Origin of the sequence: Stutzerimonas kunmingensis (assembly GCF_032106285.1) — a bacterium.
GTDB classification, from domain to species: domain Bacteria; phylum Pseudomonadota; class Gammaproteobacteria; order Pseudomonadales; family Pseudomonadaceae; genus Stutzerimonas; species Stutzerimonas kunmingensis_B.
The window spans coordinates 1-11,734 of the sequence record NZ_DAMCPO010000001.1; the positions used below are offsets into that span (position 1 = coordinate 1).

General features: G+C 60.3%; 8 protein-coding genes. 2 read left to right on the forward strand and 6 right to left on the reverse strand.

Going from position 1 to position 11,734, the window contains the following annotated elements:
- A partial coding sequence (locus RT582_RS00005) for a DUF4113 domain-containing protein (protein ID WP_313476081.1) occupies window positions 1-389 on the forward strand: 389 nt, incomplete at its 5' end.
- A 140-nt stretch (window positions 390-529) separates the two neighbouring features.
- On the opposite strand, the gene RT582_RS00010 is transcribed toward RT582_RS00005, so the two are convergent.
- Entirely contained in the window at window positions 530-907 is a 378-nt protein-coding gene (locus RT582_RS00010; RefSeq protein ID WP_044316362.1) for a hypothetical protein, read from the reverse strand.
- Between the two features lie 404 nt (window positions 908-1,311).
- On the opposite strand from RT582_RS00010, the gene RT582_RS00015 reads away from it, so the two are divergent.
- Window positions 1,312-1,872, forward strand: a complete 561-nt coding sequence (locus RT582_RS00015; protein ID WP_312726510.1) for a recombinase family protein — start codon at window positions 1,312-1,314, stop codon at window positions 1,870-1,872.
- A 45-nt stretch (window positions 1,873-1,917) separates the two neighbouring features.
- On the opposite strand, the gene RT582_RS00020 is transcribed toward RT582_RS00015, so the two are convergent.
- The 5 genes from RT582_RS00020 to RT582_RS00040 form a co-directional block, all read right to left on the reverse strand.
- Window positions 1,918-2,619 carry a M48 family metallopeptidase gene (locus RT582_RS00020; protein ID WP_312726508.1) on the reverse strand — a complete coding sequence of 234 codons (702 nt, stop codon included), beginning with the start codon at window positions 2,617-2,619 and terminating at the stop codon, window positions 1,918-1,920.
- A complete protein-coding gene (locus tag RT582_RS00025; protein ID WP_312726506.1) occupies window positions 2,616-5,945 on the reverse strand; it encodes a type I restriction endonuclease subunit R in 3,330 nt (1,109 codons plus the stop codon). Before RT582_RS00025 ends, RT582_RS00020 begins: the two co-directional genes overlap by 4 nt.
- Before the next feature lie 173 nt (window positions 5,946-6,118).
- Window positions 6,119-7,774, reverse strand: coding sequence for an ATP-binding protein (locus RT582_RS00030; RefSeq protein WP_312726504.1), 1,656 nt, complete (start codon window positions 7,772-7,774; stop codon window positions 6,119-6,121).
- Window position 7,775: 1 nt separating this feature from the next.
- On the reverse strand, window positions 7,776-9,128 hold the full coding sequence (locus tag RT582_RS00035) for a restriction endonuclease subunit S (RefSeq protein WP_313476083.1): 1,353 nt from the start codon (window positions 9,126-9,128) through the stop codon (window positions 7,776-7,778).
- Window positions 9,121-11,619, reverse strand: a complete 2,499-nt coding sequence (locus RT582_RS00040) for a type I restriction-modification system subunit M (protein WP_312726499.1) — start codon at window positions 11,617-11,619, stop codon at window positions 9,121-9,123. The genes RT582_RS00035 and RT582_RS00040 overlap by 8 nt, the downstream gene beginning before the upstream one ends.
- Between the last annotated feature and the right edge of the window lie 115 nt (window positions 11,620-11,734).

Here is an 11,734-nt window from a genome sequence, read left to right on the forward strand (position 1 = left end):
ACTCTAGGGCGGAAGTCAGCGGGATGGCAGGATGTCTTGGAATGAACGCTTACCCTCTGCCGTACCCGACCGACGACACTCGCGTGCTCGCCGCTGCAGCCGTGCGCGGGCTTGAAGCGATCTACCGGCATGGCTACGCCTACAGCAAAGCCGAGGTGCTGCTGATGGATCTGCGGCAGCGAGGCGAATTCACTGGTGACCTGTTCGCCGCCGCCCCGCGCCTAGGTGCCGATCGACTGATGGCCGTGGTCGATCAAATTAATGCGCGAGAGGGCAGGGGAACGGTACGCCTCGGGCGCATTCCCGCCACTGCGGAGTGGTCGATGAAGCGGGAGATGATGAGCCAGCGGTATACGACGAGGTGGGATGAGTTGATGGTGGTGCGGTGAGACTAGCGCCGGGCACGCGCTGCGTACATTGATGACTGTTATCGGCTTTAAGCCGTCCCAGTGAGCGCAGCGAGCGGTTTGAACCAGTTGTTAGAAAGTGCCTGCCTCACCAGAGCGAAGCGAACGACTTGAACCAATTGTTAGCTATCAATATACGCGGCAAGCCGGACTGCCATTTCAAGCGTGGAAACTCTGATTGTGAGTTCGCCGGCGTTATTTTCTGTGGCGTTTGGAAAGCTTTCTAATACCCGGGTTTTCGAGAATTTTTCAGAGTTTAGGCAAGGCTTTCTAAAGTAGAAAAGCAGCCATTTCTGGTTTGGTATAAATGCAAAGTCCCAGTCGGCGCCACGCATAAACCTGAAGTCTTTGATTACACCGTGGCTGCCGGGAAAGAAATCATGGCTTCTGAGCGATGCTGCCCAACCGACTAGGTAGTTGTAGGCTTCTTTGGCTTCGCTGCTTTGGATGAGCTCGTAGTACTCACGGTACAAATTCTGGTTATTTGCTCCGGCCAGCACAGAAACCTCCAATTGAGAGCTAACTATAAGTAGGCAACAGAAGTGGCATAATTTATTACGCCACTTCTGTTGCATAACGTTCCCTTGACCCTGCGTAACCCCTTGACCCAGTTGAACGTCTGAAACGTGACAATGTATCATGGAGCAGAAGCGACAAGACCTGCTCCGAGGCTACGTAATCGTTGGATAGTGTGTCTATGGTCGGGTATGGATTAAGCGCTTCAACCTGTGAGCGTCCGCTCCTAGCCGATAGCCGCAACTCAGTGACTGCTTGACGTATACCCTAACCTGACACCCCGAAACGCAGCGAAAGTCTGTCTGGATAGGGTCGGTTTTCCAGTAATTTGGCATCTGTCCGGCTGCCTTTAAAATCTCAGCCATACACATTTCGCTGGGAAGGCAACATGCACGGACAACGGATCGGCTACATACGGGTCAGTACGCTCGACCAGAACCCTGATCGGCAACTCGAAGGCGTTCAGGTGAGCAAGGTATTCATCGACAAAGCCTCCGGCAAGGACACACAGCGCCCGCAGCTCGAAGCGTTGCTCAGTTACGTGCGCGAGGGTGACACGCTGGTCGTGCACAGCATGGATCGTCTGGCTCGTAATCTCGATGACTTGCGGCGCATGGTGCAGCAGCTCACCGGGCGGGGAGTACGCATCGATTTCGTGAAGGAGTCGCTGGCCTTCACCGGGGAGGATTCGCCGATGGCCAACCTACTGCTTTCAGTCATGGGGGCGTTCGCGGAGTTCGAGCGGGCTTTGATTCGTGAGCGGCAACGCGAGGGTATTTCCCTGGCGAAACAGCGCGGAGTCTATCGAGGGAGGAAAAAAGCGCTGAGTGACAGCCGGCTCGAAGAGCTACGGCGTCGTGTTGAAGCGCGCGAACCGAAAGCCGCGCTGGCTCGCGAGTTCGGCATCAGCCGGGCCACACTCTATGAGTATCTGCGGGCTCCGGTGTAGCCCTTATCCCTGGTAGGGAAAAGCTTCCCATCCAGGGGAAGAGCTTCAAACCCCCTCCACCTCGATGCCATGCTCGGCCAGCCAGCTCTTTCGCTGGGTGTAATCGGGCATGGCGCGCTCCAAGCGTAGCCAGAACTCCGGGGTGTGGTGCGGCTCGTGCAGGTGCACCATCTCATGCACAACAACGTATTCGGCGATGTGCTTGGGCAACAGGATGGTTTTCCAGTGGAAATACAACACTGCGCCTTTTCCGCATGACCCCCAGCGATAGCCCAGGTCCTGCACGCGCACGCCGCCAGGTGTCACTTCCATACGCGCCTGGTGATTCTTGACGCGGACTGCCAGCCAGTCGCGGGCGTGTTCGCTATACCAGCGGATAAAATGCTCGCGTGCGCGTACCAGCTCGCTGCGCAGCAGGTGAAAACGCCCGGCGGTCAGCTTCAGGGGTACAGCCTGCTCGTCCACCAACTTCAGACGATAACTGCGCCCAAGATAGAGAAAGCCCTCACCATCCACATATTCCTTGGTAGGGATAGCCCGCTGCAGGCGCTCCTTCTCGGCCAGGCGCGAGTAAATCCAGAAGGTTTTTTCCGCCACAAATTCCCGCAGAGTTTGTTCATCCACGTCCGGCGGGCTGGAGAGAGTCAGCGCCCCATCGCGCTCGACGGTGATCTGCAGGGTCTTGCGCCGCGTACTGCGGCGCAGCGACAACTGAAGGTCGCCGACGGTCAGTGTCTGACTGCTCACACCCGCATCAACCTGTCATGGTTGGCGCGTGCCTGGTCGAGCATACGGTCGGCCAGCAGGCCCGCCGTGTCGGTATCCACTAACGGCGGGCGTAGGCGCATCAGGTGATCGAACAGCTGTCCGGCCAGTTCTTCCTGGGCGGCGCGTTTGCGCGGGCTCCAGATGTCACGGTGGCTTTGCAGTTCATCGACCAGCAAATCCACCAGTTCTACCGTGACATCCTTGAGTCGCAGCAGCTCGGCAGGTTGCGCATCACGCTCAGCGCAGACGACATCCAGCAGCGTGCGCAGGAACGGTGCGTAATGCTCCGGCACGTCCAGCGGTGTGTTCTCCTCGCTCAACTGGCCGCTGCGCAGTTCGTCGATGATCTTCTGCATCTGCACCACCAATTGATCCCACTGCTCACCCAGAGACTTGAGCAGCTCGTTCAGCCGCTCCGAGAGCTTGCGGTACAGCACTGGGTCTTCGTCGGCATGCTTGCGCACATGCGAGCGGATGGCGTGTTCCATTTCCGATGCCTTGGCGCGATCGTTGGCGCTGCGCGACAGCTCCTTCTCGAAATTGGCATCGGTCAGCTGGATCGGCGGAATCTTTGGGTCGATACCCAACGAGATAACGTGATCGTCGATCAGCTTGCGGACTTTGACGCCGACGTCCTTGCCCAACTGCGGCAGGTCCTTGTAACGGCTGCGTGCACGGGCATGGATATAGGCCAGTCGCTTGGCATCCTTGACGAACGGCAGGCCTTCGGGACGCGGCAACACGGTATCCAGGGAGGCAAGAAACGCTTTGAGTTTTACCGTGAACTCAGCCCGTACTTTCTCCTCCGCCAGAGCGGCAATGCAGGCTTCAGCGTCTTCTAGGTTTTCGATGTCCTGACGACGTAGCACATCGATGACGCGCAAATGCCGATCACGCAGCACCGGCACCTCATCCTTGATGCTAGTCAGCGCGCCCTCGATATCCTCGTCGGCATAGGCCGCCAAGGCTTCTCGCAGATGGTTGGCGACCCCGTAGTAATCCACCACGATGCCGCAACGCTTGCCGAAGCCGGTACGGTTGACCCGCGCAATGGCTTGCAACAGCTCGGCCTCCTTGATCGGACGGTCGAGGTACATCACTCCTTCAATGGGTGCATCGAAGCCGGTCAGCAGCATGGATTTGACGATCAGGAATGCCAGCGAATCGGCCTTGCCCGGCTGCTCATGGTGCAGCGGTTTCTTGAAGCGCTTGATCAGCTGTTCATGCTTGGCTCCGTCGGTCCACACCTTCCATTCGGAGGGATCGTTATTGGTCCCGGAAATGATCGGCGCGAACTCCAGCGCTTGCAGCGTCTCGCGATAGCGCCAGGCCTGCACCCGCGCTTGCAGCTTGGGCGGGCGTTGGCACAGGGCTTCGTCGTCGAGTGCCTTGTCGGTGGCTGGCAGGGCATCGGCCTCTGCCAGCAACTCATCGCGGGCGGCCTGCAGCGCATGGTAATAACGCACCGCCGCTATCCGGCTGTAGGCCACCACCTGGGCCTTGTAGCCGTTGGGCAGGATGTTGGTGACATAGTGCCGGATGATGTCCCGCGCCTTGTCGGCAATCAGTGCCGGCGCGTCGAAGATATGGCCCTTGGTCGCGTACTTCTTCTTGATCAGTTCCAGTTCTTCTTGGGTGTGCTCGCGGAACAGATCCTCGAACAGCTCATCGAGGCTGGCCCCATCCTTCACCGCGCCCTGAGCCGTGCGCCCCTCGTACAGCACGGGCACCGTGGCGCCATCGGCCTCGGCTTCGCGGATGGTGTACTTATCGATGAATGCACCGAAAATCTCATGGGTGCGTTTCTTGTCGCCCATGATGATCGGCGTGCCGGTAAAACCGATACGCGCGCAGTTGGGCAGGCCGGCCAGCAGGTTCGCGTGCAGATCGCCCGCCTGGGTGCGGTGCGCCTCGTCCACCAGCACTAGAATGCTCTCGTCGGTGTTGAGCACTTCAAACGGCTTGTTCCCTTGGTAGGGAGCGCGTTTTTCAGCCGCCTTGGCAGCCGGATTTATCTCACCGATCTCAACGGCACCGGAGGCTTCTTCTTCCAGCTCGGGGTTGCGGTACTTCTGGATGGTGGCGAATACCAGCCCCGGCCCTTTGCGCCGGGCCAGGGCTTTCACGCCCGCGATATTCGCGGCCACTTCCGGTGGCTCGCCGCTCAAGGTGGCGGTGGCGGCCAGCTGGCTCTGCAGATCTTTGCGGTCGGTGACCACGATCACCTTGAAGCGCCGCAGCTGTTCATCGGTACGAATCTTGCGCATCAGAAACACCATGGTCAGGCTCTTGCCCGAACCCTGGGTGTGCCAGACGATGCCGCCACGCTGGTCGCTCTCGCCATGCTGCGCGCGGGTTTGTCCGCGTTTCAGGCGACTGATGGCATGGCTCACCGCGCGATACTGCTGGTAACGGCATACCGTCTTGATGGTCTGCCCGCCCACTTGCATGAACAGCATGAAATGGCGGATGAGATCGAGCAGATGCGCGGGCGACAACATGCCCGCAACCAAGCGCTCCTGCTCCGACAGCTTCGCCTTGCCCAGCGACTCGGCGACCGCCTGCTCGCTGCAACTGCCATCCGGGCCGACTACCGTCTTCCACTTTGCGTAATGGGCAAAGCCGGCCCCGATACAGCCGACGCGAGCTTCGTCGAAGCTACTGGCAATCAGAAGTTGCACGCTGGCGAACAGCGCCTCGTTGCCCTCGTTGTGCTCGACCTCGGCGTCCGCCTTGCGTTGGTTGCTGTAGCGGCGCAACTGATCCACCGCCTCGGCCAGCGGCTCGGGTATGGACGGGCTCTTGCACTCCACCACCACCAGCGGGATGCCATTCACCAGCAACACCAGATCGGGGACGATGAATTTCTTGCCGCTGTCGTAACCGGCAGGGCAGTCCACGCGGTACTGGTTGATTACGCTGAAGCGGTTGTTGGCTGGAATATCCCAGTCGATGTACTGGATGGTCTGCCCGCGTCCACCATCCCAGCCCGGTAGGCCATCGACGGTGATGCCCTTGAGCAGCAGCTCGGTGGCTTTCTGGTTAGCTTCAATGAGTTTCGCCGTACCCAGGCGGGTAATGGCCGCGACCGCCTCGGACAGTCGCTCATCATCCAGCCAGGGTTTGCCGTCGCGCAGGTTGAGCGCGCGCAACCGCTCACGCAGCAGCGCCTCCTGTATCACCTCGGAGAAACTGCCACGCCCGGTCAGTGCCGGGTCGTCGAGGCTGCCTTCTACAGACGTCCAGCCCACACCTTGCAGCTGCGTAACAAAGGGCTTCTCGACATCTTCCAATTCCCAACCCACAGGCCACTCCTTTTAATCCGGCCTTTATGGGAGCAACACCCCCATAACATCCATAACCCCTGCGCGGTCCCGAAGGGCGCAATTCCCAACCAGAGGATGATCCATCCGTTCCATCCGTTCCATCCGATTTTCATCCGATCCATCCGATCCATCCGATCCGTCCGATCGATCGGCTATTCGGGGAGCTGATAGGCCGATGCAGGCCCCCTTCCGTGCAACGCCAGGGCGCCGCTACCCTTCATGCGTTTGAGCAGATCTTTCGCCTGCCCCTCGCTTAACCGGCACAGCTCCATCACCTCGGCCCGCTTGATCTGCCCATGCTGCTGCACATAGTTGAGAACCATTTGCTCATGCTGAATAGGACTGAAGCCGGCTTGCCGGGTGTAAGCCGCTTTGTTACCTCCGGCCTGATACAAACTGGCCGACAGGGTGTAACTGCGTGCCCGGGTGGAGCCGTGCGCTTCCACCAGGCCCGCCTCGGTCAGGGCTTCCAGGGTGCGCTTGGCGCTTGCGGTATCGCGCTGAATCTGCACAGCCAATTCATCCGCCGACACCCGTTTGGTCGCGCGCAGGGCGGCCAGGGCGATCAGGCTGTCGATAGGCAGCTCAGTGTTGGTGGCACGTTCGTGCTCGACCACCAGGCGGCGGAATTCCAGGTCGGCCTCGGTGGTCGGTAGGCGCAGTACGACACTCTGCGCCGTGGTGTAGCTGTAGTCCGGAGCTGGGCGGCCAAACTTGAGCATGCCGCGAAAGATCTTGTCCACGCCGCGCCCGGAGCGCTCGACCACGCCAATGCGTTTCATCGCGTCCGCCAGAGTGGGGTTGCGTGGGCGCGGCTCGGTGACCAGCAGGTTGGCCAGGGTCACGCCATCCACCAGCCCGCCGGGGTTGCTGACCACCAGCGCCTCGTCCTCAAGCCGCACATGCACGGCGCCGAGGCGGTGATAGTCGCGGTGGATCAGCGCATTGGCCACCGCTTCGCGAAAGGCACCCATATCGACCTTGGGCACCGGCACGCGGAACAGGCCGACCTGTAACTCATCCTCCGGGTTGTACGGGCGGAAGTTGGTTTCCAGCCAGTCCAGCGCCTTGAGCAGCGGGAAGCGGCGGAATTCGTTGAAGCGCACCGCCTGCTGGGCCAGCACCTGAAAGGCGAATTCGTGAGTGGGCACCAGTTGGCGCAGGGAAGTTTCACGACCAACCAGCAGCAGGCCGGTGAGAGTTGGCACACGCGAGCCATCTGCCTGGCGCGCAGTAAGCAGCAGCGCGCCATCCAGAGCTTCATCGTCCAGCTCCAGCAAAACGCGGTCACCGCCATACTGCTGCACGGCCTGGCGCAGGCGCTCGCGCTCCAGCGGGTCGAGGTCGGCGAGGGTGGCGCCGGCCACCGGCTGGGCCGACACGTCGATCAGGCCAAAACTGGAAGCGCGGCTGGCCCGTTCGTGGGGCAGCATGGCCACGCATTCGGGCGTGCCGTCGTGCTTCAAGCGGCGGCGCAGATAGACCCCGCTAGTGGTGGCCACTTCGCCGTGGGCCTTGGGTACGCGGATGCGCGCCACGGTCACGCCGTTCACTTCAACCGCCTCGGCTTGTACGGACAACGATGGCGACGTGCGCGCCGCCACCATGCCGGCCAACCCTTCCAGCAGGCGATGCTCCGCATGCAGGCCGCTGGCCGTGCCATCGTCCTCGACGCCCAGCCACAGCTCGCCGCCTTCGGCGTTGGCGAGGCAGACCAGCGCCTCGATCAGGTCAGTATCCGGCAGCTTTCTGCGGTCGCTTTTGAACTCGACGGTGAGAGTTTCGCGGGGCGGCAGGCGATGAGGCATATCAGGCTCCCGTTTGTGCAGCAGGTTGTTGCGCAGATTCCAGCAGCGGGGTGACGCGGACGCGGCCGGTTAGGAGGTCGTCCATCAGGCCGGCTTTCTCAGCAGTGAGCTTCTCATGTGAGGCTTCTTCAAGCTGAATCCGTGATTGCATAGCAGTCAATCGATCCAAAACCCGCTCCTGCTCTTTGATCGGCGGTAGTCCGATCAGAAGGTTCCGAACATCACGCAATGTAACCTTGGGCCGAGTTACGCCAGCGGTGATCTGCTCGACTTGCTTGGCGACGGCTGAAGAGTTGATGAACATCGATATCCAGTCAGGGCAGATACGATCCGTACATGGCCGCAGACGAACGATGTCTGCCGTCACGATTCCGCTGGGCATAGATTCTGGGTAGACAGCAGCCACACATGGTGGGAAGCCCATCTTTGTGGCAACGACATCACCCGCGCGGACCTCATGCGCCGCCAAAGCCTGTGCCTTGCTGGCACTTACGAAGACGTTACTCTTCCACACGAGTCGATCCGGTTTAACGTCCCGCACAAAGATCACTGGCACCCCAGAGTCGCGGTAGTCGGCAGCAACAAGATCACTGCCGAATGGTCCGATCACTGAGTTGGATGTCAGGTTGATAATGGGCTCAACCTCCCACTCCCTCGGAATCCATCCCAGCGACGATTTCTTGTAGAGCTGCGGCGCTTTGCTCTGAGGCGGGCGTATTTGGCCGTTGGTGTCGATGCCGCGGGTCAGGAGATCGTGCAACAGGCCCTGCTTGACGGCCTTGAGCTTGTCGATCAGCGTCTCGGTTTCGCGGATGGCGGTGTCGAGGGTGTCGAGGACTTTTGAAATCAGGCTTTGCTCACTCAACTCGGGATTTGGAATCGGGAGCTTTCCCAGGTTTGAGCGACTGATGCGAGAGCGTGTTGAGCCTGCCGCCATATCCGAAGCGCGCTTCAAGTTCTCTTCAGAATTTAGCCAGTGCAGAACAAATCGCTTCTCAAAACGGGTCGAATCTACACGGATGATCGTGCAGTCGACAGATGTAATTGCATCGCCAATGTCGGCAGGAACTTCGCAAGCCCGGCCAATCGGGTCCGCGAGTCGGCAGGCCAGTAGATCTCCGGGTTTGACTAGCTTGCAATTCAGAAGCCGGAAAGAAGAATTTGAAATGTATTTTCTTGATTCGGCTTTTTCGAGAAATTCCGCCCGCCCTATATTTCCCGTTTGAATTAGTCGGATTCCTTCACCCGTAATGTAGGGTGCTTCAATCCAATCGCCATCGGTGAAGCCATCTGTGGCCGAGATAGCGACGCTACGGAGATTGGTCACCTGCCAGCTATCGAACACTTCAGACATACCCCAACCCCTTCAAGAACCCCTGCAACGCTACCGCCGCCGCATCGCGCTTGTGCTCGATCTCGTTTAGCGTCACCCGGTACTTGTCCCACCAGTTCTCGAAGGCGGCAACGATCTGCTTGCGCTGGGCGGCGATATAGCGCTCGACAATGGCCTGCATGTCGTTGTGCAGGATGGTCAGCAGCAGCTCGGCGGCTTGCTGTTCGTCCAGCCCGTCAACGGCCTTGTTCAGGTGGCTGGCGAAGTTGTCCTTTTTGGTTTTGAGCTGTTTCTTCACCTTGGTCAGCTCGGCTTTCCAGTCCTTGAGCTGGGCCTCGTCAACGGCGTTTTCCTCGTCGTCGCCGGCTTCCGCCTCGCTGTCGGCCTCGTCACCCTCCGCGCCTTTGGCTGGGGTGGCGGCCTTGATCTGGCTTTCCAGTTCGGCCTTTTTCGCTTCCAGCTCGGCCAGCCCGGCGACGAAATCCCCGAGCAGGAACTTGACCAGCTTGTGTTCCAGCGGGCTCTGCTTGCTGGCCTTGTCTTCCAGGGCGGTGACCACGCTGGTGCGCCAGGCATCCATCACGCCCTGGCTGCCGCGCGCCATCAGGCCGAGGAAGTCGTATTTGCTCTGGTACCAGAAGCCGGCCACGATGCCGCGCACCTGGAAGGGATCGAGCAGGCCGATGCGCTCCAGGGTTTCGCTAAAGCTGGCCAGCAGCTCGCCGCGTAGGCTGACCAGCGCGGCGCTGTCGTCGAGTTTCCCAGCCAGGGCAGTGATGCGCGGGCTGTGCTCGCGCCACCAGCTTTCAAAGGCGGCGCGTATCGAGGCTTCCTTGAGCTGCAGGCCGGCGTTGGTTTCGATGGCGGGCTTGAGGTCGGAGCGGCCGGTCAGCTCGCTACGGAAGTCGAAATACTGCGCATCGCGCTTAACGAACAGGTCGAGCGGGTCGAGGCCGTGGGCGCTGAACAGTGCGGCCTTGGCCTGCACCTCGGTCTTGGGCACGCCGCCGAGCAGGTGGGCGCGCACGTCGTGCGGTTCGGGCGGTGGTGCGTTGTCCACATAGCGGCGGATGTTCAGGTTGTAGTCGTTGTCACGCAGGGTGGCGATGTCCACCACGTCGCTCAGGCCGTCGATCTGGCGGAATTCGTTGTAGGCGGTGGCGATCTTCTCGATGTGCTCGGGCAGCAGGAAGTTCTGCGCACGGCCCTCGAAGTATTCACGGTCGGCGTTGATAAACAGCACCTTGCCCTGGCGCTCGGTCGGCTTGCTACTGACCCGGTTGGCGCCGTCCTGTTTTTGCTGACGCAGGATCAGGATGCAGGCGGGGATGCCCGTGCCGTAGAACAGGTTGGCCGGCAGGCCGATAACAGCTTCGAGCAGATCCTCTTCGATGATGCCGGCGCGGATGCCCTTTTCCTCGCCGCCACGGAACAGCACACCGTGGGGCAGTACGGTGGCGACCATGCCCTCGTCGCGGGTGACGGCGAGCATGTGCTGGAGGAACATCAGGTCGGCCTTCTTCGAGCCCAGCGGCACCTCGCCGAAGCGGAAACGTTCCTCACGGAAGGCCGGGTTCCAGGCCAGGCTGCCGTCGGCATTTTTCTCGGTGTGGCCCCAGTTGATGGAGAAGGGCGGGTTGGTGAGGATGCGATCAAAACGGCGTAGCTCACCACCTTCGATATGCCGAGGATCGGCCAGGGTGTCTTCGTTCTCCAGCCAGGCATTGCTGATGCCGTGCAACAGCATGTTCATTTGCGCGATGGACCAGACGGTGCCGTTGAATTCCTGACCGAACAGGTTGGCCTTGCGACCGTCTTCGCCGTGTTCGTCGATGTATTCCTTGGCGGCGATCAACATGCCGCCCGAGCCGCAGCAGGGGTCGTAAATGTCGTGGGCCAGGGTCGGCTTGAGCAGGTTAACCATCAGCCGCACCACCGAGCGCGGCGTGTAGAACTCGCCACCCTTCTTGCCAGCGGAATCGGCGAATTCGGCGATCAGGTACTCGTAGGCCGCACCGAGCAGGTCGGGGAATTCGAACTCACTGTTGCGCAGTGGTACTTCACCGAAATGCGTGATCAGTTGGCGCAGCTTTTGGTCGGGAATCTTGCTCTGGCCGACCTTGCGGGTGAAGTCGATGTGCTCCAAAACCCCTTCCAGGGAGGCATTGTTTTCCTCGATTCCGCCCAGCGCTTTGTTCAACAGATCGCCGACGTTGATGTGCGCTTCGTTGACCAGGTGCTTGAAGCGCGAATGGCTGGGCACCCAGAAACCGCCGTCGCGCTTGTACCAGCGCGGGTTTTCCGCTGTAACAAAGGCTTCGGCCTTGCTCTTGCCGGCTTTGAGTTCCTCGGCAACCACCTGTTCGTAGCGTTCTTCAAACACGTCCGAGCAGCGCTTGAGGAATAGCATGCCGAAGATGTATTCCTTGAACTCAGAGGCATCCATCTTGCCGCGCAGAATGTCGGCGGCCTTGAACAGGTGGCGTTCCAGTTGTTGAAGCGTGAGGGGCATTGCTGAATCCCTGATGAGCGCCGTCGCGGGCGCCGTTACTGATGGCATAAATGCCGGGGATTCTAACCCAAGCCAGGCGCTGGCCAGCGGCTGGTGAGTTTGATTTCGGGAATGG

What these genes read in the sequence shown, in the direction of transcription:
- RT582_RS00015 (WP_312726510.1), top strand. Translation starts at nt 1,312, where the DNA reads ATGCACGGACAACGGATCGGCTACATACGGGTCAGTACGCTCGACCAG.
- RT582_RS00030 (WP_312726504.1), bottom strand. Translation starts at nt 7,774, where the DNA reads ATGCCTCATCGCCTGCCGCCCCGCGAAACTCTCACCGTCGAGTTCAAA.
- RT582_RS00035 (WP_313476083.1), bottom strand. Translation starts at nt 9,128, where the DNA reads ATGTCTGAAGTGTTCGATAGCTGGCAGGTGACCAATCTCCGTAGCGTC.
- RT582_RS00040 (WP_312726499.1), bottom strand. Translation starts at nt 11,619, where the DNA reads ATGCCCCTCACGCTTCAACAACTGGAACGCCACCTGTTCAAGGCCGCC.